Annotated in this window: 24 protein-coding genes; 14 read left to right on the top strand and 10 right to left on the bottom strand. The window is 46.2% G+C overall.

Translation table 11 applies throughout. The features are described from left to right. Nucleotides 1–4: 4 nt before the first annotated feature. Together OU793_RS18170 and OU793_RS18165 are read right to left on the bottom strand one after the other, a co-directional pair. Nucleotides 5–1,357 (bottom strand): GntP family permease, encoded by a 1,353-nt coding sequence (locus tag OU793_RS18170; RefSeq protein WP_021452774.1) that lies wholly within the window; start codon nucleotides 1,355–1,357, stop codon nucleotides 5–7. A gap of 158 nt (nucleotides 1,358–1,515) precedes the next feature. Next, a complete protein-coding gene (locus OU793_RS18165; RefSeq protein ID WP_140103571.1) occupies nucleotides 1,516–2,658 on the bottom strand; it encodes a sugar diacid recognition domain-containing protein in 1,143 nt (380 codons plus the stop codon). A gap of 240 nt (nucleotides 2,659–2,898) precedes the next feature. Here OU793_RS18165 and OU793_RS18160 point away from each other — a divergent pair, with 240 nt between their 5' ends. After that, nucleotides 2,899–3,072 (top strand): hypothetical protein, encoded by a 174-nt coding sequence (locus tag OU793_RS18160; RefSeq protein WP_005460772.1) that lies wholly within the window; start codon nucleotides 2,899–2,901, stop codon nucleotides 3,070–3,072. A gap of 83 nt (nucleotides 3,073–3,155) precedes the next feature. Here OU793_RS18160 and OU793_RS18155 read toward each other — a convergent pair whose 3' ends face one another. Continuing rightward, entirely contained in the window at nucleotides 3,156–3,518 is a 363-nt protein-coding gene (locus OU793_RS18155) for a hypothetical protein (RefSeq protein WP_024702305.1), read from the bottom strand. 231 nt (nucleotides 3,519–3,749) lie between these two features. Here OU793_RS18155 and OU793_RS18150 point away from each other — a divergent pair, with 231 nt between their 5' ends. The 5 genes from OU793_RS18150 (at nucleotide 3,750) to OU793_RS18130 (ending at nucleotide 7,973) form a co-directional block, all read left to right on the top strand. Then, a complete protein-coding gene (locus OU793_RS18150; protein ID WP_140103572.1) occupies nucleotides 3,750–5,597 on the top strand; it encodes a M3 family metallopeptidase in 1,848 nt (615 codons plus the stop codon). Between the two features lie 65 nt (nucleotides 5,598–5,662). Continuing rightward, the gene (locus tag OU793_RS18145; protein ID WP_025588946.1) at nucleotides 5,663–6,199 is read left to right on the top strand and encodes a DUF924 family protein; all 537 of its coding nucleotides are present in this window, start codon (nucleotides 5,663–5,665) and stop codon (nucleotides 6,197–6,199) included. A 25-nt stretch (nucleotides 6,200–6,224) separates the two neighbouring features. After that, nucleotides 6,225–6,935 carry an HAD family hydrolase gene (locus tag OU793_RS18140; RefSeq protein ID WP_140103573.1) on the top strand — a complete coding sequence of 237 codons (711 nt, stop codon included), beginning with the start codon at nucleotides 6,225–6,227 and terminating at the stop codon, nucleotides 6,933–6,935. Nucleotides 6,936–7,031: 96 nt separating this feature from the next. Then, nucleotides 7,032–7,349 (top strand): DUF4144 domain-containing protein, encoded by a 318-nt coding sequence (locus tag OU793_RS18135; protein WP_025545365.1) that lies wholly within the window; start codon nucleotides 7,032–7,034, stop codon nucleotides 7,347–7,349. A gap of 138 nt (nucleotides 7,350–7,487) precedes the next feature. Continuing rightward, a complete protein-coding gene (locus OU793_RS18130; protein ID WP_140103574.1) occupies nucleotides 7,488–7,973 on the top strand; it encodes a VOC family protein in 486 nt (161 codons plus the stop codon). A gap of 72 nt (nucleotides 7,974–8,045) precedes the next feature. Here the strand turns inward: OU793_RS18130 and OU793_RS18125 are convergent, their stop codons facing one another. Next, nucleotides 8,046–8,960, bottom strand: coding sequence for a LysR family transcriptional regulator (locus OU793_RS18125; protein WP_025983271.1), 915 nt, complete (start codon nucleotides 8,958–8,960; stop codon nucleotides 8,046–8,048). A 141-nt stretch (nucleotides 8,961–9,101) separates the two neighbouring features. On the opposite strand from OU793_RS18125, the gene OU793_RS18120 reads away from it, so the two are divergent. The 4 genes from OU793_RS18120 to OU793_RS18105 all read left to right on the top strand — a co-directional run bounded on the left by OU793_RS18120 (nucleotide 9,102) and on the right by OU793_RS18105 (nucleotide 12,555). Then, nucleotides 9,102–10,409, top strand: a complete 1,308-nt coding sequence (locus tag OU793_RS18120; RefSeq protein ID WP_015312778.1) for a DUF1254 domain-containing protein — start codon at nucleotides 9,102–9,104, stop codon at nucleotides 10,407–10,409. Between the two features lie 151 nt (nucleotides 10,410–10,560). Then, nucleotides 10,561–11,403 (top strand): LysR family transcriptional regulator, encoded by an 843-nt coding sequence (locus tag OU793_RS18115; RefSeq protein ID WP_063517886.1) that lies wholly within the window; start codon nucleotides 10,561–10,563, stop codon nucleotides 11,401–11,403. Nucleotides 11,404–11,557: 154 nt separating this feature from the next. Next, on the top strand, nucleotides 11,558–11,983 hold the full coding sequence (locus OU793_RS18110; protein ID WP_140333880.1) for a VOC family protein: 426 nt from the start codon (nucleotides 11,558–11,560) through the stop codon (nucleotides 11,981–11,983). 59 nt (nucleotides 11,984–12,042) lie between these two features. Further along, nucleotides 12,043–12,555 (top strand): O-acetyl-ADP-ribose deacetylase, encoded by a 513-nt coding sequence (locus tag OU793_RS18105; RefSeq protein WP_005391939.1) that lies wholly within the window; start codon nucleotides 12,043–12,045, stop codon nucleotides 12,553–12,555. Between the two features lie 133 nt (nucleotides 12,556–12,688). Here OU793_RS18105 and ygjK read toward each other — a convergent pair whose 3' ends face one another. The 3 genes from ygjK to OU793_RS18090 form a co-directional block, all read right to left on the bottom strand. Then, nucleotides 12,689–15,379, bottom strand: coding sequence for an alpha-glucosidase (gene ygjK, locus OU793_RS18100; RefSeq protein ID WP_021450375.1), 2,691 nt, complete (start codon nucleotides 15,377–15,379; stop codon nucleotides 12,689–12,691). A 115-nt stretch (nucleotides 15,380–15,494) separates the two neighbouring features. Beyond that, entirely contained in the window at nucleotides 15,495–16,262 is a 768-nt protein-coding gene (locus OU793_RS18095; protein ID WP_025536215.1) for a hypothetical protein, read from the bottom strand. Between the two features lie 456 nt (nucleotides 16,263–16,718). Beyond that, the gene (locus OU793_RS18090) at nucleotides 16,719–17,855 is read right to left on the bottom strand and encodes an MBL fold metallo-hydrolase (protein WP_159404260.1); all 1,137 of its coding nucleotides are present in this window, start codon (nucleotides 17,853–17,855) and stop codon (nucleotides 16,719–16,721) included. 180 nt (nucleotides 17,856–18,035) lie between these two features. On the opposite strand from OU793_RS18090, the gene OU793_RS18085 reads away from it, so the two are divergent. Continuing rightward, nucleotides 18,036–18,281 carry a Rho-binding antiterminator gene (locus tag OU793_RS18085; protein ID WP_005460845.1) on the top strand — a complete coding sequence of 82 codons (246 nt, stop codon included), beginning with the start codon at nucleotides 18,036–18,038 and terminating at the stop codon, nucleotides 18,279–18,281. A 96-nt stretch (nucleotides 18,282–18,377) separates the two neighbouring features. On the opposite strand, the gene OU793_RS18080 is transcribed toward OU793_RS18085, so the two are convergent. The 3 genes from OU793_RS18080 to ompW all read right to left on the bottom strand — a co-directional run bounded on the left by OU793_RS18080 (nucleotide 18,378) and on the right by ompW (nucleotide 21,767). After that, a complete protein-coding gene (locus OU793_RS18080) occupies nucleotides 18,378–19,868 on the bottom strand; it encodes an MDR family MFS transporter (RefSeq protein ID WP_140166825.1) in 1,491 nt (496 codons plus the stop codon). Then, nucleotides 19,865–20,890: an HlyD family secretion protein gene (locus OU793_RS18075; protein ID WP_021821227.1), complete on the bottom strand. Its 1,026-nt coding sequence runs from the start codon at nucleotides 20,888–20,890 to the stop codon at nucleotides 19,865–19,867. Before OU793_RS18075 ends, OU793_RS18080 begins: the two co-directional genes overlap by 4 nt. 232 nt (nucleotides 20,891–21,122) lie before the next feature. Next, entirely contained in the window at nucleotides 21,123–21,767 is a 645-nt protein-coding gene (gene ompW, locus OU793_RS18070; protein ID WP_025542304.1) for an outer membrane protein OmpW, read from the bottom strand. Nucleotides 21,768–22,263: 496 nt separating this feature from the next. On the opposite strand from ompW, the gene OU793_RS18065 reads away from it, so the two are divergent. The 3 genes from OU793_RS18065 to OU793_RS18055 are packed head-to-tail and all read left to right on the top strand — an operon-like array spanning nucleotide 22,264 to nucleotide 23,894. Next, nucleotides 22,264–22,914, top strand: coding sequence for a Qnr family pentapeptide repeat protein (locus tag OU793_RS18065; RefSeq protein WP_005460782.1), 651 nt, complete (start codon nucleotides 22,264–22,266; stop codon nucleotides 22,912–22,914). 9 nt (nucleotides 22,915–22,923) lie between these two features. After that, entirely contained in the window at nucleotides 22,924–23,235 is a 312-nt protein-coding gene (locus tag OU793_RS18060; RefSeq protein ID WP_029826317.1) for a cupin domain-containing protein, read from the top strand. A gap of 38 nt (nucleotides 23,236–23,273) precedes the next feature. Further along, nucleotides 23,274–23,894: an HAD-IB family hydrolase gene (locus OU793_RS18055; RefSeq protein WP_015312770.1), complete on the top strand. Its 621-nt coding sequence runs from the start codon at nucleotides 23,274–23,276 to the stop codon at nucleotides 23,892–23,894. The last annotated feature ends 78 nt before the right edge of the window (nucleotides 23,895–23,972 follow it).

Raw genomic sequence — 23,972 nt, 5'->3', positions numbered from 1 at the left:
AGACTTATAAGAGAACGAGACTCAAAATGTACACCAATGCCATTGCCGTGACACCTTGAACGAGCGTAGCCATGGTTTGCGCGCGGTACGCTAAGCCCACCGACATGCGGCTAAACTGCGAAACTACCCAGAAGAAGCTGTCGTTTGCATGAGAAACTGTCATCGCACCAGCACCGATCGCCATCACTGTTAATACGCGGCCCATTTCTGAATCTAGCCCTAATTGCGTAAGCATAGGCGCAACCAAAGCCGATGTGGTCACCAATGCAACCGTTGACGAACCTTGCGCCGATTTTAGCGCAGCCGCAACGATAAATGGCATGAAAATACCCACGCCCAGCGCCGATAGCGTCGTACCCAAGTATTCACCTAGCGGCGTTGCTTTTAATACCGCGCCAAATGCGCCACCCGCACCGGTAATCAAAAGAATAGGCGCAGCAGCCGTAATACCTTGGCTGATTCGCTCGCCAAATTCTTCAATCTTGTTGTCTGATTTGAGTAGGCGAACAGAAAGGAACAGGCCAATCACCAATGCCGTTAGTGGCTGTCCTAAGAAAGTCAGAACATCAAACACAAAACCTTCGCCCAGCGGTAGGCTTGGGAATTTCGCGATAGAGCCAAAACAGATCAATAAGATTGGAACAAAAATAGGAGCGAATGCTTGGCTCGCCGTTGGCAATTTGCCGTAAGACGCTTTGAGTGCTTGCCAGTCATGCTGAATTTCCTCTGCGGCTTCAATGCCATCTGGTTCAACATGTTGGAATCGGTTCGCCCACAACATACCCGCTAACGCCGCAACCGCTGCAACAAACACACCCACACCAATCACTAAACCAAGGTTAGATTCCAGGCCTAAGTTACCCGCAGCGGCAATCGGGCCAGGAGTTGGCGGCACAAACGTGTGCGTCGCGTATAGGCCAGTAGCCAACGCTACACTCATCGCAACGCTTGAGGTTTTTAAACGCTTCGCGAGTGATTCTTTTAGCGAGTTCAGAATGACAAAGCCTGAATCACAAAATACCGGAACAGAAACGATGTAACCGATGATGCTCATGGTCAATGTTGGGAAACGCTCACCCAACACTTTAATAACCGTATCGGCCATGGTGATCGCCGCACCACTTTTCTCCAAAATAACACCGATGATGGTACCTAAAACGATAACCAAGCCAATGTAACCAAGGATGCCGCCAAAGCCAGAAGCAATGGTTTTGGCAATGCTATCTGCCGGTAAGCCGTAAGCAAATGCCGCAAGGAACGCCGCGATGATCAGCGCTAAAAAGGGATGTAATTTGAATTTGGTGGTCGTGAGCACAATAAATGCGATCACCCCGAGCAGGATTAATATAAGGTTCATGATAACTCCATTTATTCTTATTTTGCTGAGCGAGTCCGTGTTAGCTCACTCAACATGTAGGGACGCATGAATTATTAATCGTTTGCTTTCGAATTCCTTTAGGCGGAGTGACAAATGATGTGGTCAAAAAATGACGCGTATTGTGCAAATGCACAATATCAAGCCATTTTTGAGAGCCGAGTCGCAATATAAAGCTCCGCTAACCCCACAAAATTGGTGGTTGGTAGCCCTGTTATCTCGGTGATTTTTTCTAACCGATAACGCAGAGTGTTCCGGTGAATAAACAGCATTTTAGAGCATTCCGTCACATTGCCATTGCATTCAAACAATGCATCTAGGGTTTTCAGTAATTGCCCAGATTTGTCTTTCTCTTTCAACCGTTTCACGCCATCAATAATTTGTTCACCTTGCCAAATATCCGCCAACGGCGCTAACAGCACAGGCAAACGAAGTTCATCGAACAGGTACTTACGTTTCTCTGGGTAGAATTGCTTGCCAATGGCTAATACCTGCTTCGCGCTTTGGTATGACAACGCGACATCTTTAGGCTCATTAAACAGCTGCCCTAGCGCAATGTGAAACGTATGCGAATCGTGATCGCTTAAACGCGACATCAACTTATCAATGCGTTCACTTTCGATTTGGCTATCCCACCGCTTGGCGGAATGACACGGTTTCAGCACCACAATTTCATTCACTGAGACAATCGCAACTAGGTTGTTACGCTCTGGGTATTCAAGCAACTCAACAATATTGCGCACACTCTTCATACTTTTTGAGGCGGACGGCGTCGAGACTTCAATCACCGTTGCCACCCGTGGTTGAGTCACATCGATAGAAAGACGCATCGCCCAATCTTTCAGCTCTTCATCGGTCAATTTGCCATTGACCCAAGCCAGAATAAACTCTTCGCGATGACGTCTGTCCCACTGAAATTTTTCCACCAGCGCAGCTTGCTCGATTGTCAATTCAGCGGTCATTTTGACCAGTTTGGCGAAATCTCGGATTTTCTCTGGCTCGCCTGTCACACCAACAATACCGACCACGTCGCCATGTAATTTCAACAGCATATTGATTCCGGGTTTGACACCCTGCAACGTCAAACATTGCTGCTCATTCAGCTCTAGCGAATCGCCGTGATTCAACGCCAATACCGCGCCATCATGCACTTGCCCAACGCGTTTGGGATCGCCACTGCCAATAATGATGCCTGCTGAGTTCATCACATTCACATTGTGACCAATGATGGACATGGTTCGATCAACAATTTGCTGTGCTAAGGAGTGGTCGAGAATCACCATTTCGATTTTCCAAACTTATAAATGAATCACTCAATAAATCACAAATAGCGTGCTATCGCGATGCTGTCGATGCAAATTGCAGGCGTAGCTCAAATCATTATGCCTTAACCACACATAAAAAAGGGTTTAATCCGTCATTTTGAACAGAGGGATATATACTTAAAGCAAAGAGACTTCGATGCCTTGTTACTAGGCGTTGTAGTCACGTTGCTGCAAGTGAGCGATAGCGGAGGAAACACGATGGAATTGCGTAATAAAGCGGGCGAAATTGCCAAAATTGCTGACAACCTCACTTTGAAGGAAATTACTGAAATGGGCTACACCGTGGACTTATGCGATGAAGCTTATGATGCCAATGAGCACTGGAAAGCAGAAGGCAAAACTGAGGGTATGGGCGAGTACCCAGAAGAGTAAACGTCCCGACGAGCCAGCGCACTAGAGTCTACAAAAAAGAGTGCTATAAAAACAAAAAACCGAGCGACTGAACGCTCGGTTTTTTACTTTTGAACCTCTTGAATGAACATATCCATCTCTTCAAGATAATTGCCGTTTGAGCATCCCCAGTCAGTGACTTCAATCAGCTCAGTAATCAGCTGACCTGAATCATCACTTTGCACTCGCTGAACAAACGCTTCAAAACGGTCAAGTTGAGCCTGAGTTTTAATGGCATGTAACGCATATTCTTGCATCAGCTCGTTATACACCTGCCAACGGTGATCATCAGAAACATCACTACTCAGAATGACCGCACATTTTTGCTGAATACTCTCAATGGCATCCTTTTTAGGAGCCGTCACTGACGAACATCCCGCTAAAACCACTCCTAGCGCCAGCAACGTTATTTTTGCTTTATTTATCATTTCGTTTCCGCTTTGTACGACTGCAACAAGAAATTTTATAAATTGTATACCATCAGCGCCCAAACGTAAGGTGCGCCACAACAAATAACCTACTAACCATTTAAAATGTAAACAAATAGTAAAATCACGTTTACGCGATGCAAAATCGACAAATGAGATTGTCGCTCCTTTCTCGCGGCCAAGCGTGCAATAATCAACTGTCTACATAACGAAACCATTTGAAGGATCAAAATGACCGCAACGGATTATCTCAACGACCTCAATCAACGTTACCTCGCGATTCACCGCACCAAAGAAGATTTCTTTTGGGAAACTTACATGGGGATCAGCGATGACCATGATGGCTCAACGCAAGCACAAACGGCGTGGACAAGCTTTTTGAGCAACGCCGAGCAAATTACTGCCATCAAACAACAGCTTGAAGCCGCGGACTCAATTACCGACCCACAAGAGAAACAGCAAACCATTACGGGTCTTTCTGGTTGGCTAGCGATGTTTGAATCTCACGCCATCGAGGGAGAAAAAGCACAAGCGTTGAAAAATCAGCTCATTGCCTTTGAAGCTGAGCTATTCGAGAAAAAACAGAACCACGTACAAACGTTTACCGATGAAAACGGCGAGCAAGTAGAAGGTTCACTGCCAGTATTGAGCTCAACCATTCGCACCAGCAATCATGAAGAAGTTCGCCAATCGGCTCATCAAGCATTGCTGAACCTTGAACAATGGCTACTGCAAAACGGCTTTATAGAACTGATCAAACTGCGCAACCAGTTCGCTCGCTCACTGGGTTATGCGACCTTCTTTGATTACTCCGTACAAAAAACGGAAAAGATGAGCTCTGAGCAGCTATTCGAGATTTTGGAAGATTTCGAACAACGCACGCGAAATGCGCACCTAAACAGCTTAGAAAACTTGGCGAAAGAGAAAGGCGCAAGTGCACTAACAGGCTTCAACTTTGTTTACTCGTTCGCGGGTGACGTCATGCGTGACCTTGACCCATACGTGCCGTTCTCTAAATCTCTGAGACGCTGGGTAGAATCGTTTGGTCGTCTGAATATTGATTACTCTGGCGCGACGCTAACGCTGGATTTATTAGACCGCAAAGGTAAGTACCCAAACGGGTTCTGCCACGGCCCGATCCCTTCTTTCTACAATCAAGGCGAATGGGTCGCAGCACAGGTGAACTTCACCAGCAATGCCAAACCAGATCAAGTGGGTAGCGGCTACGATGGCATTAACACGCTGTTCCACGAAGGTGGCCACGCAGCACACTTTGCGAACGTAAAAATGAACGCGCCTTGTTTTTCGCAGGAGTTTGCGCCGACGTCGATGGCTTATGCAGAAACTCAGTCGATGTTCTGTGACAGCCTGTTAACCGATGCCGATTGGCTAAAACAGTACGCACTGGATGATGAAGGGAATTCGGTTCCTGATGAGACAATTCAAGCGATGATCAACAGTCGTCAGCCATTCAAAGCTTATGAAGAACGTAGCATCTTGGTTGTGCCGTACTTTGAGCGCGCGTTATATCAACTTAGCGATGATGAGTTAACGCCAGAGCACATCACTAAGCTGGCTCGCGATTGTGAAAAACAGATCCTTGGTTTGGAATGCAGCCCTCGCCCACTGATGGCGATTCCACATTTGCTATCTGACGAAGCGGCTTGTGCATACCAAGGTTATCTACTCGCGCACATGGCGGTGTATCAGACCCGTGCATACTTCCTTGAGCAGTTTGGCTACCTGACGGATAACCCAGAAATTGGCCCACTGTTGGCAAAACACTACTGGCACGCAGGCAATCACTTATCGCACAACGAAACCATTGTCAGCCTGACTGGCGAAGGCTTTAACGCCAAGTACCTAGCGGACGTGTGTAACCTATCCCCAGAACAGGCGTGGGAAGTGCAGCAGAAGAAAATCGACTCACTTGCGACGCGAGAACGAGCACCAGTCGCTTCACTGAACGCGACGATTAAAGTCGTCGACGGCAGTACAGAACTGGCAAGCAACGCCATCTCTGACGAACAAATGTGTGACGATTTTGAACGTTACATCGTAGAGACTTACGGTCGATAACACGCCAAGAGCCAGAAGCCACGCTTCTGGCTTTTTGCTGTTAAGGCACAACAAAAGGAAGCGCCATGCATCACCAAATCATCAAGTTCTGGTTCGAGGAGCTAACGCCTCAAAACTGGTTTGAAAACAACCCAGAACTGGACAAACATATTGCGTCACGATTTGCCTCGGTACTAGAACAAGCCGCTCGTTGTGAACTGTTTAATTGGCGTGACAGCGCACAAGGACGATTGGCCGAAATCATCGTTCTCGACCAGTTTTCACGTAATGTGTATCGCAACACCCCAAAAGCGTTTGCGCAAGACCCGCTCGCATTAGCATTGGCTCAAGAAGCAATTCGGTTAGGACACGATCAAGAATTAGCGCCTGAGCAGCTAAGCTTTTTGTACATGCCGTTTATGCACAGCGAATCTCGACGTATTCATGTCGAAGCTGAGAAATTGTTTCGCGCATCAGGGCTTGAAAATAACTACGATTTTGAGCTAAAACACAAAGCCATCATCGACCAATTTGGACGTTACCCACATCGCAACGCCATCTTGGGTAGAGAAAGCACACCTGAAGAGTTAGCATTTTTGCAGCAACCCGGTTCCAGCTTTTAACCATCAATAACAACGAGAACGTTGAATGAAATTAGACGCCATATTGTGGGATTACGATGGGACACTCGTAAACTCTGTACCGAAAAACATCGACATCACCAAAGCGATCTTAGCCATCGTAGCCCCGCATTTAACTGGCGATAATTTACCGAAATATCTCCATTCAGAAGCCAACTATCACTACGCAAACCACGCGGCGAAAAACTGGCAAGAGCTCTACGTGGATTACTACGGCATGTCCCATGATGAAATGCTAAAAGCTGGTGGTTTATGGGCAGAGCATCAAGAGAAAAACCAAACACCAGTAACCCTGTTTGAAGGCATTGATGGCGTTGTTAAAGAGTTTGCGCAGCTGCCTCACGGCATTTGCTCTCAAAACTCACAAAGCAATATTCGTCGAGTGCTGTCCGACAACGGCATCAGCGCGCCGTTTAAATCCATCATCGGGTATGATGACGTCTCGAACGGACACCAAAAGCCCGATGCGTACAGTGGCATCAAATGCGTTGAGTCGATTTTTGGTCACGCAGAAAATAGACAGCTGATGTACATCGGTGACCATGAAGCCGACACGCAATTCGCACGCAACATCGAACAGCTGTTGGGTGGCCAAAGTAAGGTGATTGCCGTTGCAGCAGCGTACAGCGGCGCGATGCCTGAGCGTTGGAGCGTGCAACCAGATTACGTGGCAAGAACGGTTGACGAGCTGTTTTCGATTATTGCTCAACACACGTAATTTTTGACTGCGGTTTAAGGCCAACACCTTGAAAGCCAGCGCTCACCTTGCCCTTTCAGACATTGAAACAATTTTAGCCACTACACTGGAGGCCCCATGGTTACATGGCCATGTTTATTGAAACTCGATGGCGACGATGAACTTATCTATTTGCGTTCTCATGCCGATCTTGATTCCGAATGCGAAGCGCTCATTTGGGGGCCAGATGATTACGTAATTGACTCAAATGGCAACACGTTCGGATTGCAATACAACGATTCGAACACCACCGTTTTACAACCGGAAGAACGCACACTGTCCGTCGAGGAAGTTACGTCACTCATCCAGTCGCATGAGTTTAGTCTCGCACAAAGATGCATCATCAAAATTCACTTCACCTCGGTACAGCAAGCTATTGAGGCATTAGCCAATTAGCTCGAACCCCGCCCACACTGATTACATAAAATTATTATTTTTATAATTTATGATAATTTCATGTAATTAAAACCGCACCATATACTCTCCCACATCGAAACAAAACAACGTTTAAGTACACATGTTGGGAGCAAACAAATGAAAATGAATCATGTCGGTATTATGGTCGGAGATATGGATAAAGCGGTTGAGTTTTACACGCAAGCGCTTGGTCTAAAAGTCGTTATGGGCAACACGAAAGTGATTGAAGAACGCGAAACCGCAATTGGCAGAATGTGTATTGCGGTCTTTGGTGAGGGCTTTAAAGGCTTCAACATTGCGCATCTAGTGACAAGCGATGGCATCGGACTTGAGTTATTTGAAATGAAAGAGCGTCAAGCGCACCATGAAGTGGATTTTTCTCGCATCGGTATCTTCCATTTCTGTTTGCAGACGGACGACTTTGAAGCTGCAATCAAGCGCACTGAAGCGTTTGGAGGCAAAGTTCGTATGGACATCATGCGTTACCACCCAGAAGACGATAACAAGCCTGCGAAAATGGTCTATCTAGAAGACCCATTCGGCAACCTGTTCGAGCTTTACTCGCACACTTATGAAGAAACTTACGCTTCTGAATACGAGTAATTGCATCAAGCAACACAACCGGGATCAGTGCGTTATTGAACCCGGTTGTTCAAACCGTTTCACCAACCATTGTTACGACTCAATGCCTAACGACTTCATCAACGATTCAACGGTATTGTTAACCCACAATATCAACGGATCATTGCGGCGCTTTACGCTGTAAACGTAACCGAAGTTACCCTCTAATTTCGGCAGCGCGTCATCAAATTCGATAAAAGAAAAACGCTTATCTAACTGATTGATCAAGTGACGCGAACAAGGAAACAGCACATCGCTATCCGCAACCAAATTCAAAATGGTGTTGATGTGCGTGGTACGCAGTTGAATTCTTGGGACAACTAAAAAAGGCTGTAATAAGCGCGAGATGTGATCTTCTTTTTCATTCCAATGTTGGATGATGTGAACCGCGTACGCGTACTCTGAAATGTCATCCAAATACATGCGTTTGCCACCATGCGGATGCGTCGCACGGCAGGCCAGAGCAAAGTCGTCCCGCCCGCCTTTTTTCTGAACCAGATGCTTCGGCAACTCCATAGGGAAATAGTTGATACCAAAAGCGATTTCACCCGCATCGATTTTGTCTGGCGTGGTTTCCGTCCAGTCTTCGATCACCAAGTTCATAAACGGCGCTTCCTTGGCTAGCAGCTGAGTAAACGCGGCAGAAAACCATTGCGCAATGGACGAGTTGATCGCAACACGCAGAACACTGCTTTCGGTCGCAGGATCAAAACTATGAGAAACATTCACCAGCTTGTCGATGTCGTTGATGATCCCAGAAAGCTGCGCTTTGATCTCTTCGGCTTTCGGCGTGAGCTCCATATTGGTGCCCTTACGCACTAAAATGTCGTCGTTAAACAAATCCCGAATTTTACGCAAGCTTCGGCTCACAGCAGGCTGGCTGGTGCACAAACGCTCCGCAGCCGTTGTGGTGTTGCGTGTTTCAAGAATCACCGCAAGCACCTTGAGCAAATTGTAATCAAAGTTCATCAACATTATCTCTTTAGCTTTTCTCAAAGTATATCACTTTTGATATAGACTAAATACTCACAATTCATTTCTGTAATAAACGGGTTAACGACTAAGCTTAGCTGGAAACATATCCTCACAACCAAATGGATGAAACCAGCCATGAAACAAAAATTACTCGTTACTCTATTGGGATTATCAGCGCTAGGAGCCAGCCCTGTATTTGCGGCTAACACCAATGTTGATCTTGCAGAAGATGCTTATATCTACGGCTACTCTATTGATGAAGCGTACAAGTTTTTCTATCACACGGCGGTAGAAAACAACTATCCACTGAACCGCTTTCAGAATATTCGTGCTCTAGCTGATGACTCTTACACCGCTCACCCAACCATTAATAACGATACGCTTCACCTTATGGGCTGGTTAGATGTTGCTGCAGAACCTGTCATTGTGAGCGTGCCTGATATGGATGAAGGCCGTTACTGGATCTTGCACACAATGGACATGGGCCACTACACCAACGCAGCGTTCAGTTCTCGTACTCGCGGCACAAAAGGCGGCCAGTTCATGTTTGCAGCACAAGATTGGCAAGGTGAAGTGCCAGCTTCTGTCGACGAAGTGGTTCGCGTAGACAGCAACCTTGTGAAGCTGATGGGTCGCATCATGGCAGTGAATGACGAAGATGCGAAAGTCGCGCTTAACTACATGGACCAATGGAACATTCGTACCCTATCGGAATATTTAGGTAAGAACGGGCCAAAACCAGTACAAAGAACGTACCCAGATCCCAAAAATTCAACATGGCTTGAACGCGTGAACTTCGTGCTATGTGATGGCTCGATGGGCAATGCAGACAAACAGTGGTTGGACAAATACCAATCTATCGGCGTTGAACCATGCAAAACTGACTTCACACCTGAGCAGCTAAAACTGGCAAAAGTTGGTGAGAAGAAAGGCATGGAACACCTCGTCGAACTTGCACCTAAAATGACAGATGCTCGTACGTTGCTTGGTACACGCGATACCTTGGGTGATGCGCCACGCGATATTTTTGCAGAAGGTACTTACCTTGGTCAGTGGGGCTTACCACCTATCGAAGCGTCTTACCGTAAATCAGATTTCGACAGCACTGGTCAAAAACTGGATGGTTCGAAGCATGATTACGTGATGCGCTTTAAAGCGCCGAACGTCAGCGAATTCTGGTCTGTTACTATTTACGGCAACGACAACCGTTTGATGGCGAAAAACGACCTAAACCGTCACAGCCGTGGCGACCGAACCATGAAAGCAGACAAAGACGGTTACTACACCATTTACATGAGTGCGAACGAGAAAGGCCGAGCAGACGATCCAAACTTCTTGCCAGTACCTGAAAAACCGTTCTACGCCATCATGCGTTTCTACGGCGCAGACGATGCAATCCAAAGTGGTGAGTATCAAATGCCTGAAATCAAAGTAGTTAAATAATTCGTTTTAACGAACCACTGCTCTGTCGCCTCCTTAGTTCGTAAGTACGTTAAGGAGGCTTATTTCAAGGTGGGTGTCTAGGGCGAACATCTAGCCCAAAAATCAAAGAGCCACCCACTCAATCTAGTGATTATTTTTATTTAGGTATCGTATGGATTTTAATCTAATCCAAACCTTTTTAATTGTTGCTGAATATCAATCTTACTCTCGCGCCGCAGAGCACCTAGGGCTAACTCAGCCTGCGATTAGCGCATCCATGAAGCGTTTGGAAAAAGAAACCAACAAATCGTTATTTGTGAAGGATGGGCGACAAATCAAACTCACTTCTGTAGCGCATCAGTTGCTACCTAAATTTCATCAGGCGTTTGCGATGATTAATGATGCCATTTCCGATCAAAGCACTTTCCGCCTGAGCTGTAACGAGGCGCTGATCCACCGCATCACACCAACCAACACGATCAGCATTTGCGCCGATACGGATTTACCTTCGTTATTGAACGATCTACGACTTAAACAGATCGATTTGATTATTAGCCCAACGAACATTCATGACCCATCGTTTATCAGTGAGTCAATTTTTGAAGAGCCAATGGTGGTGATTTGTCGTCAAGATCACCCACGTATCGCAGGAAAAATCGAACAAGAACAGTTTTATTCTGAAAAGCACTGTCGATTTGTCGGAGACGAGGACTTCCCAGTTAGCGACACCGAAATTCACCAGTCAGGACTGCAAGAGCGTGATGTGGAAATGATGACAACATCGCTCTCTGGCATGATGCTTTATGTCGCGAAACACGATTGCTTAGGCGTGCTTCCCCTGTCTTTGGCGCAGAAATGGCAATCGGCTTTGAATCTGCAAGTCATTCAAACTCCAATGTTTTCCGAGCCGGTCAGCTATAAGCTGATTTTCCATAAACGAGATGAATCCAGTACTTCCCATCAACGTTTGCGAGCTTGGGCGCGTGACCAATTTGCTACAGGCCTAAACGCCTGACGCGGTCGCACATCAAGGCGTTTCGCCAAACACTCTTTCTCTCTTCTTAAACGCACTCTTTATGACCAAAAGTGCATATGTTAAAAATGACTTAACGATCAATATGGACGTTCAGGTCGTATACTTTTCCATAACCGCACAAAAGGAGTGAAGCATGCCCACCAACAACCCAATCGCAATCCAAGCCCTTGATCATATCGTGTTAAGAACGTGCAACCTCGACGCCATGTTGCATTTCTATCGAGATGTTTTGGGTTGCCCAGTCGAGCGCGAAGTAATGGAGCTTGGTTTAACCCAGCTTAGGGCTGGTAACGCATTGATTGATGTGGTGACGGTGGACAGCGAGTTAGGGCAACTTGGCGGAAAGCCCCCAGTTCAAAATGGTCGTAATATTGACCATTTTTGCCTGCAACTAGCGCCTTTTTACGAAAATGAAATACTGGAATATCTGCGTTCGAACGGCATTGAAACCGAAGAGTTTGCGAAGCGCTACGGCGCACAGGGGTTCGGTCGCTCACTCTATATTCATGATCCGGAAGGAAATGTCGTCGAGTTAAAACCTCAAGTGATTGATGAGTAAGCTACACTTAACTGTGTTACTGACCATTTGTTTCTCATCATTGTAGAAGGCTCAAAAAAATGAACGCGATCTCGTTAGTCCAAGGCGACATCACCACCGCACATGTCGATGCCATCGTGAATGCAGCAAACCCGAGAATGCTCGGCGGAGGTGGCGTCGATGGTGCCATTCATCGCGCAGCAGGGCCTGCACTTATCAATGCGTGTTATGCCGTTGATGATGTCGACGGTATTCGATGCCCGTTTGGTGACGCACGCATTACTGAGGCTGGCAATTTAAACGCGCGTTACGTCATTCACGCCGTTGGCCCGATTTACGATAAATTCGCCGATCCAAAAGCGGTGTTGGAATCTGCATATCAACGTTCGCTGGATCTCGCGCTCGCCAACCACTGCCAAAGTGTGGCGCTGCCTGCGATTTCTTGCGGAGTGTATGGTTACCCACCTCAAGAAGCAGCAGAAGTCGCGATGGCCGTTTGTCAAAGACCGGAATACGCGGCACTCGACATGCGCTTTTACTTGTTTAGTGAAGAGATGCTTTCGATATGGCAACACGCCCTGACCCAGCACTAAAATCTTTGTGACAAGAGACATAAAAAAACCGGACTGCCAATACAGTCCGGTTTGTCTTATTTGTCACTGAATTATCGTTCGTTAAGCGCTACGAATGCTAGGGGGGTCATCCAAAGCGCCTAATGTGTGCGATCTAGTTTTTGAAGAATCCGTTGTACATCATGTACAAATGCGCCGCAGACCAAGAGAAGTTCGACGCACCTTGTACCGCGCCCGTCTCAGGGTTGTAGTTTTCACGGATTGGCATGTCACCCGTCATACCTTCTGCGTTGTTAAACAACTCATTCGCCATTGCGATCGCTTCTTCTTTGTAGCCGTAGTTTTCCATCGCACGGAAGCCAAAGTACACTTGGTCTAGCCACACGCGACCACGCCAGTACACATCTTTACCGTAAGCAGGGTTGGTTTGCGATGCGGTCGGCAAAGGCACTCCCGTTCCTTGGAATTTATCTGGCGTGTTGAACTCGTCTTGATCACGCATCACCGCGATCACTTTATCGGCATGCTCTTGCGTTGCTGCACCATTAAACAGCGGCGACCAACCTTCAGGGCCACGTCCACGCTCTACAATCGGCAAACCCGCACAGCCATTTGCAAGAGGCGCAGGAGTAGTGCCATCTTCAGCCACATTTAAGTGAATGTCGTAGAAAAACCCTGTGCTTTCATCAAACATACATTGGTTAATGTACGTTTTGATTTTCTCGGCGCCGTTCAGGAATTCTTGCGCGCGGTCTTTACCTTCTACGCCATCGGACACCAACTTCGCCATTTCCGCTAAGTATTTGTTGTCTGAGTACATGTAAGAGGCTTGATCCACCGATTCTTGCAGCATAGAGAAGCCAAGCAGCTCGCCGTCCGCTGCGTTATTGTTGGTGCGGTTTTCTGCAAAACGAACTTCCCAATCTTTCTTCGCAAGATCGAGTTTCGCTAAGTTTTCCGCTGACGTATTACTGTACACCCACTCTTCGCCTTCCAGCTTGATGCTGTTATCAAAGCCGTACGCACTTGCCGCGTAGCGACCAAGTTGATCCACATTTCTGTCTGGATTGCTGATGTCTTCAGCTTGCGAATTCATATTGTGGATGTTGTAGATAAAGCCAAAACGAGCCGCGTTATCCATGCCCGATTCCCAGCCCGCCGCTTCTTGTGCGCCGACGTGAATCGTCATGTAATCCACTTCATCGAGAATCTTATTGTAAGACGCCATGCCTTTTACTTTATAAGAATTACCGTTTTGCTCGATGATGTCTTCTGCAGGAATAATGGTCGTGAAGTTAGGATCGCGCGTTTCTACCCAAACGTACATCACGCCTTCTTCCGTGTTGTGTGCTGGGTCTACTGCCGCGCCGTATTCAGGCACACCATTTTGGTTGTGGTCGCGGTTGGATAGCCACCAATCGTGGTATGCCACCAACTTCGGATACATTTCATCAATGAATTTTTGCGCGTCTTCTGGGCGATCAAACTGGTTCACGAGAGCGTAATACACCTCCATCACAGACCATGCCGCCAACGATGGTTTCGTATTGCGTTCGTTCCAGTTTTCAGAGCCAGCACCACCACGACTAACAGGTTTGGTGTACGTCAACACATCCAGCAAGTAGCCTTTGTCTTGCGGACGAATCTTGTCATCAGCTTGAACTTGCTCTTGGAATACCGTGCGAATGTTGTCCATCGCAACATCTGGGTTGAAATGCGCCATCGCGTACGCTTGTTTCCACGAATCCCACGGCCACGTTAAGTTACCAGAGAACCAACGCGCAGTGACCGATGGCGTGACTGTCGCTTGTTCAATATCGCCCGCCGCAGAGCGCCAGTTACCGTTTAGGGTCTCCATCGCTTTTACCGCTACGCGAGCTTGGTCTGCTGTCGCTTCTTTGTTGATAAGACCATTCGCTAAATAGCCGTCCCAACGCGCTTTCGACGCTTCCATGTATTGAGTTGGATTCGCTAATACATCTTGCAATTTCAACGATTCTGACTGCACTTCTTTCGCATTGTGCAGGTTAGAATACGCCGTATAAACCGCCGATGTTTGCTCAGCTGGTAGGCTCATCTCCGCGGTAGAACTGAATGAGGTTTCGTTGGTGAACGTCTTCGTTGGTAGAGAACGAGTAATGCGGAACTCGGCATCGCGGTCATTACGGATCGCCCAGTTGTCTTTCATCTCGCTAAAGTTAATTTTAATGCCGTTCTCGATGGTCGAAATCTGGCGCTTGTAATCTGGGTAGTACTGCGCCACGGTTTGGTCTTTGCGCGTCGACAGCGCGTATTTCACCAACTCGCCGTCCCACTCCAACGCCAAGTTCATATCACGATCAGTTTTGTTAGTGATGAGCGTTTCCACCAGCGAAGAACGGTCAGTCACGAAGCGCAGCACCATTTGCACGTGAATATCGTCCAAGTCCAACACCTGCACTAACGCACCTGGAATGGAATAGACTTTCGCTTCTGCGTTCGATAAATCGTAAGTTTGGCCACTCACTTTGTCGGTCAACGTGAGCTTGTCGAACGTTTGGCCAGACATAAAATGCGCGTACTCTTGCGTCACTTGCATAATACCGCCGAAAGCGCCATAACCCGCCGCATCTTCAGGTAGCAAATGGCCATGCCACGCGCCGTTGTCCGTGAGTGCGTTGTACTTCAGGTTCGAATAACTGTCGTAATCACGCAGGTAAGTTGGATTACCAGTACGATCAATCACGTTAGTAAATTCTGAAGTTGGCGCCTGTGGTAAACGGATTTCAGTTTTATCATTGGAACCACATCCAACAAGCGAAATAGTAGCCCCGATCAGAATGGCAAGTGTGCTCTTTTTAAACATACTTTTTCCCTATTATTTACGTTATTTTTATATTCTCATTTATATAAATGAGTGTTTTTAGTGTGTAGAAGCCCGGCTCGCACTAAATAAGCACGAGCTTCCAATAATTATTCTTTTATTTTTCTTTAGCGACAGTGATGGCTTTTAATAAATCGCCATTAATATTCGGAATTGTGTCAGCCAAAAATATCTGATTACCAGGCGTAAAAGTGAGTAAAACATTTTTTAGTCGTTGACTGTTTTCACTGGTTTTATTTTGAACATCAAACTCAATTAATTTGTTGTACACTTCATTTGCCAGTTTTTCTTCTTGTTCTTCGGTAATCGCAATGCGTCCAACACAAATTGGAGGTCGAATATCGTGGCTAAACACTTCTTCACGAAAGCGCTGTGCAAATAGCGTGTCTAAATTTGAACCTTCTTCAAAAATAAAGCGGCCTGTATCTTTAAATTGATAGTGTTTATCCCCTTTCAGTTCAATGTAATCCATCATTTCTAGTGCACGTAAATAGAGCGCAACGGAAGTATCATTCAGCTGGTATCTCCGTGCGATCTCTTCTAAAGACCACTCAGGTCGACGCAAAAGATAAAGAAAATCAAATAAGTGAGGATATTGATGGAAAATCTCACTGTTGGTGTCGGTGATAAACTGTTCACTCTCTTGCTGCAGCTGCTTACCTCGCATGGATAACTCAACCAAATCCGTATCAAGGTGCGTGGCGTACAACAAGATTTTATCTAAACCAAGAGACGTATTGTGAAGCTGCCTTTTTATAGTAGAAAGCGGGATTCCAAGTCCAATAGAAAGCTCAGAATATCCAATGCCTTTTTCTTTTATTTTTTCTCGTAAAGCAGCAAGTAAATACGTTGCAGAATTATTCATCTAACAATGCCTGTATTTTATTTATTCAGCATCCATGATGATAAATTCAAGAGAGTCCTACTCTTGTGATTTTGGTCTCAATATTCTATCTTGTTGGCGTAAAACATGTCTTATCCATTAGATTCTTTTACTTTTCTTTAACTGGATACATTTTACCCATCAAGAACAAGTTATAGCCATTGCTCTATGGGCTTATCAAGATAATAGTCAGTATAATTGTTTTGAAGAGTAAAATTAAGCTGGCAAAGATTTTTACTAAAACTTTTCTGATAAGAGCGCAAATTTTCAGATGAAAAGTATCAAAAAATGACACCAATCGATTTATAAAAGCGTGAGATCACAATTGGAAAGTGAATCTATGGAAATTTTTAATTTCAATGACCAGTAAAAACCTTGTTATATTCTGAAAATAACAAAGTTAATTTCTAAAATAATTATTGAAGTAAGATCATATTATTAAGTCAAAATTCTAGCTGGCTCACATATTTCTTTTTCTCGCCACCACTGTTTATTTATATGTTCTTGATGAACGTAAAAACTCTCCCCCGGCATTGGCGTCAGCAGCGTTATATGTTCTTTTTGACAATGGGCAAGCAAATCTAAAATCGGTTCGTCCCAGCGGTGAGTAAATAGCTCGTATGTAGCCCAATGTACTGGCAACAGTTTTTTCGCACTTAAATCGTGAAACGCTTGCACGGTATGGTGAGCCTGCATGTGCCCCCAGTTTTCGACCGGATAACCTTGGCCTTTCACATCGGCAGCCACTTCCAAACAAGCAATGTCGATTGGTCCACATCGCTGTGCTATCTCGGAAAAGTGCGAATCGTAAGCTGAATCGCCACTAAAATAGAGCGTCTCTTCTTTGCCTTTGATGACCCAAGAAGCCCACAGGGTCGCGTTTTTATCGAAATAAGTACGACCCGAATTATGGTTAGCAGGCGTACAAATCAATTCGATTCCAGCATAGTGCACGCTATCCCACCAATCGAATTCCACGATGTTGTCTGCGCAAACGCCCCACTTTATCAGATGCTTGCCAACCCCTAAGGGCACATAAAACGTCACGGGTTTATCGGCGTAGAAACGTATGGTCGATGCTTCTAAATGGTCGTAATGATCGTGCGAAATCACGATAATTTCAGGAATCGGCAAACGATCTCTGGCATGGGTATTGGGAATATTGCGTTCAAACCACGCTTTTGCGATGAACGGAGAAGCGTAATCAAATACCGGATCGGTCAGAATTCGAATGCCATCGACCTCCACCAGCATAGTGGAATGGCCCAGCCAAGTAAGGCGCATCGATTCACTTCGCTGCGCAAACTGCGTGGGTTGAATTGGGGAATGTGGCAGATGTTCGTTAGGACTCAACGGCGTTCTACCACCAAGATAACTCCAACACACCTGCCAGAATGATTGCGGACTAGGGACATTTGGCATCTCGTTTTTAACGCGGCCGTTTTCAAATTGAGGCGAGTGGTGAACACGGTGCGCCAACTGCGCATGGTAGGTTTGAGGCGGAATCAGTGAACTTGGCTTTTGTGTCTTTTGTTCACTCGTTAGGTATGTGCGCTTAAGTATCGTCTCAGACATATCGTAGTTTTGTCTCGCTTGCGAACGCTCAACAGTAGGTTTATTAAAACGTGCGTGTATGTCTATTTCGTGACCAAAATGAGGTGTAAGATGAAGATTCAGTTTCAATCAAACGTCTTCTATTTAAGGATACGGTTCTCAAACCTTCTGAATACTGCGTCGGTTTGAAAGGAGAAAACTATGGTGACTTGCAGCCAATACGATTTTATTGAAATCGCCTGTATGTTTAAGCTCCCTATCGAGATCACACTAAAAAATGGTGAAACTCATCAGGGCAACGCGTTCGACACAGGCTACGACATGCAGCGACAAGAGTGTTTGTTTTTAGATATGGATGGAGAGCACACCGCCTTCCCGACTGAACAATTAGTCGCAATGCGCGCGCTCAAAGCCAATCCGCATTTTGACGAAGTGACGTTTGAGTAAACGTCCTTCTTTCACTGACACCGTCCAATAAAAAACGCCTCTCAAGCTGACACAACTTGAGAGGCTTTCTCTTACACGGTTCACCTGAACTTGTTGTTATTCACGCGACCGGATGAAAACCAGCATCGGCATCATGATCACGAACATCACTCCCACAAGCTGGAAGGTGTGCACAAACGCGACCATTTGCGATTGCTGCTGCAACATCTGTTGGTATTGGTCTAACGCAACCGGGTCGGTAATGAAAAGCCCCTGATTGGCCGCCCAGTCATGCAAGTTAGGATTATAAGGATTAATACCCTCTCCCAGCGCATGCCATTGCTGCTGACTATCACGATATTGGAACGTGGTAGCGATAGAGATACCAAACGAACTACCAATTGTACGGAACAGATTGTAAATACTCGCCGCTGCGACAGATTGCTCTTTCGGAATCGTTAAATACGCCAAGGTGGACAGCGTCGAGAAGGTTAAACCAAGCCCCATGCCCTGAATCATACTCGGCATCACAATCCAAAATGTATCGATCTGCAGTGAGTATTGCGTCATCAAGTAACTACCAATCCCGATGCAGCTCAAGCCAAAGACTATTTTGATTCTGGGATCGAATTGCGGATTGAGTTTAATCACCAAAATTAACATCGCCGCTGACGCCAATCCACGCGGTGCCATTAATAAGCCAGTGGTTGAGACCGGATAATCCAGCAAGCTTTCCAACAGCATCGGTTGTTGAGTCGTCAGGCCAAACATCGCCATCGACACCACGGCAATCATCAACGACGAGACCATTAGATTTCGGTCTTTAAGCAGCCATAATGGCGCTATTGGGCTTTTGGTTTTCCAGCTGCGATAAATCCACATCACCGACCCCATGACAGCGAGTAATATCGCGGTCTGGATCATGCGTGAGTTGAGCCAGTCTTCTTCGTTCCCTTTATCCAACACAAACTGCAACGCGCCCACACCTAACGCCATGTAACCGATGATCCACCAGTCAAAGTTAGGTTTGGATTTGTTGTCGATGTGGATATAACGATAAATCAAAGAGGTACAGATCAAACCGAATGGCAAGTTGATGTAAAAAATCCAACGCCAGTTGATGTTGTCGGTGATCACGCCACCCACAACTGGGCCCAAAATAGGACCAAGCAAAATGCCGATGGAGAAAATTGCCATCGCTTTGCCTTTTTGTTCATACGGATAAATCTGCACTAACGTCGACTGCGCCAATGGAATCACCGACGCGCCGAAAGCGCCTTGGATAATGCGAAATAGCACCATCTCTTCAAGAGACTGTGCTTGCCCACAAAGCGCACTGGCAATCACAAAACCGATCACAGCAACCAGCATGACTTTGCGTTCACCAAAGCGCGACACCCAGAAACTGGTCATCGGAATGAAGATCGCTTCCGCCATGCTGTAACCCGTCAGCACCCAAGTAATTTGGTCTGCCGTTGCGCCCAACGCGCCCATCATGTGCGATAGCGACACGTTCGCAACGGTCATATCGATTAACACCATGATGGCAGAAAGCATCACGGCGACGGTGGCAATCCCCCGTTTGTCTGCCGTAATTTGATGGTTCATTGCACGCTACTTTGCAAATCAATGGTGACTTCTGAGCTCGCACCCACGCGAAGTTGCGGCGCATCGGCCGGTACTTCTAATGCCAAACGTACAGGGAAACGCTGTTTGATTTTAACCCAGTTACCCGTTGCGTTTTCTGGTGGCATCAAGGAGAACGATGTACCACTCGCAGGCGACAGTTGCTCTACCGTTGCTTTCCACACCACGTCTGGGTACATATCAATCACCACATCCGCATGCATGCCAGGTTTAATGTGAGTAAGATCGGTTTCTTTAAAGTTCGCGCGTACCCAATAGCTGTCTTTTAAAATCACAGGAAACAGCGTTTGACCCACGCTAACGACCGAGCCTACGTGCGTATTGATTTCACCGGCAATGCCATCCACTGGTGACGTAATGTCGGTGTAGCTCAAGTTCAGCTCCGCTTGCGCTAACTGTGCTGCCGCTTGTTGAACGACCGCAGCCTCTACGCCTTCTTCACCACGGTTCGCAATGGCTTTTTCTACCGTCGCGCGCGCTTGTTCTAGGCTCGCTTGAGCATTGGCTAGTTTGTTTTTCGCCGTATCTAAATCTTGGTCCGACGCCAGTTTGCGTTTCACCAGGGAATCCGTACGTTTGTACTCTACTTGCGCTTCTGTCAGGTTAGAGCGCGCCGCATCTAAGCCCGCAACAGCTTCAGTTACCTGCTTATCGGCAACGTCATGTTGCTGGACCGCCAATTGGTATGCCGCTTTTGCTTGCTTCACTGCCAACAAATATGGGCGTGAATCTATCTTCAGCAGTAGGTCACCTTTGTTAACAGATTGGAAGTCTTTGACATCCACAGAAACCACTTGGCCTTTTACCTGAGGTGCTACCGACAAAATTTTTGCCCTAACATAGGCATCTTCTGTGCTTGGGTGACTGTCTGAATACTGCCAAGACCAATACATCGCACCAAATGCGATAACACAGAGAGTGAAGAAAAGAGTTTTTACCAGCTTAGATCTGGCGGAAGAATGCTTCGCGATGTCGCCGCTCATTTATATTGTCCACTTGTTCAATTATGTGACCAGTGTAGGACTTTTCGATCTTGGAACAATAAAATGATCTGCAAGGTTAAGATCCAGTTTTAAACCTTGAACTATTGCTTGAATCGTGTGCAATCTAATACACACGGAAATGCAGATAAAAAAAGGGGCAGTCCCCGTAACCGCCCCCAAAGTCATGCCAATAATTGTAATGCGCGTGTAATGTGTGTAACTACCGCTTTCCTTAGAACTTGTAACCGCCGCTGATCATAAATACCCAAGGGTTAATTTTGACGTCGGTTTTTTGCTTCGCTCCACCTGCTTTGTAAGTTGCTTCTGTTTCAATGTTTGCATACCACGCTGATGCGTTAAGGAACCATTGATCGTTGATCATGTAGTCCACGCCTACGTTTGCTGCTAAACCAAATGAATCGTCTAGCTTAAGATCAGTTAAGCCCACGTTTTTCGCTTTGTTGTTAAAGCCTTCATCAAAAAAGATGGTGTAGTTGAGACCTGCACCAACGTATGGACGGAACTTACTTTGTGGCTCGCCAAAGTAGTACTGAACCATAAGCGTTGGTGGAAGGTGTTTGGTGTCCGCGATATCACCAAGACCTAACAAGTCTGTTGAAATATCATGGCTGAATGGTGTTGCTGCTAGAAGCTCTAGGCTGATGTTGTCTGTGAACATGTAGCCAAACGTCAAACCAAGCTGCGTATTTGAATCCACTTTCAATTCTTCTTGAGAACCAAGAATCTTATCGCTGCTGTCATTTGGAACGACAGACGCCGCACCAACACGAAGAACGAAGTCACCTTGTTTATGAGCGAAAACACTTGGTGACACGAGTGCAGCAACCACTGCTAGACTGCAGATTGTTTTTTTCATTTTTTATTTCCTTTTGTAGGGCTTCGTTATGTTGTACCCAAAGGTGTGCCTGCTGAATGGCCTTAGATTTCAAGTAAACTCAGCGCCTTGAAGCACACGGGCATCTATATTTTTTTGAGCTGCGCGCAATCTAGCACATAGAAACCCTACTATTTTGATGGAAATCAATTTGTGAAAAATATAGGTTTTTTGTATAGAGAAACGCCATACCGATCAACAAATTATGCAAATCGGATACAATTCTGTAATGCAAACTGTGCGTGTGAGAAGCCATGCTTACTCAAAAACACGAATCCTCTCGCTAAGGCTCGTAGCCAGCAAAAACTTTTTTCTTCCTCTACGTCTTCTATTTTTAAAAAACAACTCACTTAAAACGCTCGTTTGACCCCTTAAAATCGCGATTTGAGGGGTTTGTAAAACACTGAAATACAAGAAGTTATTTTTCTGGAAAATCAGTCACTTGGAGTGCTAGTCTGCTCGCAGCTAAGGAGAAGACATGTTAAAAACCGATCTCATTTTTGAACGAGAAAACTTTTCTCATCACGATTTTCAGAATGCCACCTTTAAAAACTGCCACTTTTATATGTGCAGTTTCGACCATGCCGATCTGCGCGATGCTAAGTTCATCGACTGTCGCTTTATCGAATCCAAAGCGCTAGAAGGGTGTAGTTTTCGCTTCGCGAACTTAAAAGATGCCAGCTTCACGAACTGTATGTTGGCGATGAGCCTGTTTAACGGCGCAAATTGTATGGGCTTGGAGCTGCGTAAGTGCGATCTCAAAGGGGCAAACTTCCAAGGTGCGAACTTTGCTAATCGCGTCAGTAACACCATGTTTTTCTGTTCTGCTTTTATTACTGGCTGCAACCTCACCTACTGTAACTTCGAGCGAGTGTTACTAGAAAAATGTGACCTCTTTGAAAACCGTTGGAACGGTGCGAACCTCGCAGGGGCAACTCTCAAAGGCTCGGATTTATCTCGCTGCGAATTCTCGCCAGAACAATGGGGAACCTTTAACGTTGAGCAGTGTGATCTGACTCATGTCGAACTGGACGGGTTGGATGTTCGCCGCGTTTCTCTGTTTGGTGTTAAAATTTGTGATTGGCAACAAGAGCAATTGCTTGCGCCTTTTGGACTGATCATTCTCTAAGGAAAGGCCATGAACCTGTTTGAAGACTTACCGAATAACCTCGACGAGGAAGTGTTCGAAAACCTGCTGACCCACAAAAACCTGCGTATAGAACGCATTGTCTCAACGGGGCAAACCTCGCCCGAAAGTGGCTGGTACGATCAAGAAGAACATGAATGGGTATTGGTTCTTAAAGGAGCAGGAGAGCTGACTTTTGAATCAGGTGTAGTGCAACGACTTGAGACAGGCGATCACGTTACGATTCCAGCTCATACCAAACACAAAGTGAGCTGGACTGACCCAACGCAAGAAACCATCTGGTTGGCGGTGTTTTATCAATAAACACAAAACGATCTTAAACCAAAAAATAGGCGCTGAATTTGCTCGATACTACTAAGCCGTCACTGGCACTGTTTGATTTTGATGGCACCATCACCCGAGAGGATATGTTTAGCCTTTTCCTCCACTATTCTGCTTATGGCCTGCGCAAACGAGTAGGAAAGGTCGCTATCATGCCATTTTATGCGCTGTACAAACTCGGAGTGTTACCCGCTCGTGTTATGCGCCCACTCAGCAGTTTTATTGCATTTTCAGGGAAAGAAACGCAGCAAATTGAAGCGATTGGCGCTCAGTTTGCCCACGAAGTGATCCCGCTGTACTTACGGCCAGAAGCGATGGAAAGGTTGGCGTGGCATCAACACAGAGGCGATACCATTGTGGTGGTGTCGGCATCACTCAATGCGTATCTCAAGCCTTGGTGTGAAGCGAACGGTTACCACTTGCTGTGCAGTGAACTGATCTCAGAACAGCCAAAACTGAGTGGCTTTTACCAGCAAGGTGATTGCAGTTTAGAAAGAAAAGTCTCACGTGTGAAAGCGGCGTTTTCACTCGACGAGTTTGCATCTGTTTATGCCTACGGTGATACACACGAAGACATTCCGATGCTCAAACTGGCAGACTACGCGATGCTCAACTGGAGCGAGTGGAGAGCAAGCGAATAACGATATGTGCTCTGATTTTCAAGACAACCACTCAACCAAAGTGATCGTTTTAGACTGAAAAAACAAACCCTTCTCACA

The sequence above is a fragment of the Vibrio sp. VP6 genome, from assembly GCF_028823755.1.
GTDB lineage: Bacteria > Pseudomonadota > Gammaproteobacteria > Enterobacterales > Vibrionaceae > Vibrio > Vibrio parahaemolyticus.
The sequence above is the reverse complement of the archived record's forward strand: the minus strand, read 5'-3'. Positions and strand labels throughout refer to the sequence as shown.

Coding starts and splice junctions, on each gene's coding strand:
- ompW (WP_025542304.1), bottom strand. CDS start 21,767: ATGAAAAAAACAATCTGCAGTCTAGCAGTGGTTGCTGCACTCGTGTCA.
- OU793_RS18060 (WP_029826317.1), top strand. CDS start 22,924: ATGAACCTGTTTGAAGACTTACCGAATAACCTCGACGAGGAAGTGTTC.
- OU793_RS18090 (WP_159404260.1), bottom strand. CDS start 17,855: ATGTCTGAGACGATACTTAAGCGCACATACCTAACGAGTGAACAAAAG.
- OU793_RS18165 (WP_140103571.1), bottom strand. CDS start 2,658: ATGGTGATTCTCGACCACTCCTTAGCACAGCAAATTGTTGATCGAACC.
- OU793_RS18160 (WP_005460772.1), top strand. CDS start 2,899: ATGGAATTGCGTAATAAAGCGGGCGAAATTGCCAAAATTGCTGACAAC.
- OU793_RS18120 (WP_015312778.1), top strand. CDS start 9,102: ATGAAACAAAAATTACTCGTTACTCTATTGGGATTATCAGCGCTAGGA.
- OU793_RS18140 (WP_140103573.1), top strand. CDS start 6,225: ATGAAATTAGACGCCATATTGTGGGATTACGATGGGACACTCGTAAAC.
- OU793_RS18065 (WP_005460782.1), top strand. CDS start 22,264: ATGTTAAAAACCGATCTCATTTTTGAACGAGAAAACTTTTCTCATCAC.
- OU793_RS18115 (WP_063517886.1), top strand. CDS start 10,561: ATGGATTTTAATCTAATCCAAACCTTTTTAATTGTTGCTGAATATCAA.
- OU793_RS18105 (WP_005391939.1), top strand. CDS start 12,043: ATGAACGCGATCTCGTTAGTCCAAGGCGACATCACCACCGCACATGTC.
- OU793_RS18080 (WP_140166825.1), bottom strand. CDS start 19,868: ATGAACCATCAAATTACGGCAGACAAACGGGGGATTGCCACCGTCGCC.
- OU793_RS18085 (WP_005460845.1), top strand. CDS start 18,036: ATGGTGACTTGCAGCCAATACGATTTTATTGAAATCGCCTGTATGTTT.
- OU793_RS18095 (WP_025536215.1), bottom strand. CDS start 16,262: ATGAATAATTCTGCAACGTATTTACTTGCTGCTTTACGAGAAAAAATA.
- OU793_RS18110 (WP_140333880.1), top strand. CDS start 11,558: ATGCCCACCAACAACCCAATCGCAATCCAAGCCCTTGATCATATCGTG.
- OU793_RS18125 (WP_025983271.1), bottom strand. CDS start 8,960: ATGAACTTTGATTACAATTTGCTCAAGGTGCTTGCGGTGATTCTTGAA.
- ygjK (WP_021450375.1), bottom strand. CDS start 15,379: ATGTTTAAAAAGAGCACACTTGCCATTCTGATCGGGGCTACTATTTCG.
- OU793_RS18155 (WP_024702305.1), bottom strand. CDS start 3,518: ATGATAAATAAAGCAAAAATAACGTTGCTGGCGCTAGGAGTGGTTTTA.
- OU793_RS18145 (WP_025588946.1), top strand. CDS start 5,663: ATGCATCACCAAATCATCAAGTTCTGGTTCGAGGAGCTAACGCCTCAA.
- OU793_RS18130 (WP_140103574.1), top strand. CDS start 7,488: ATGAAAATGAATCATGTCGGTATTATGGTCGGAGATATGGATAAAGCG.
- OU793_RS18170 (WP_021452774.1), bottom strand. CDS start 1,357: ATGAACCTTATATTAATCCTGCTCGGGGTGATCGCATTTATTGTGCTC.
- OU793_RS18150 (WP_140103572.1), top strand. CDS start 3,750: ATGACCGCAACGGATTATCTCAACGACCTCAATCAACGTTACCTCGCG.
- OU793_RS18075 (WP_021821227.1), bottom strand. CDS start 20,890: ATGAGCGGCGACATCGCGAAGCATTCTTCCGCCAGATCTAAGCTGGTA.
- OU793_RS18135 (WP_025545365.1), top strand. CDS start 7,032: ATGGTTACATGGCCATGTTTATTGAAACTCGATGGCGACGATGAACTT.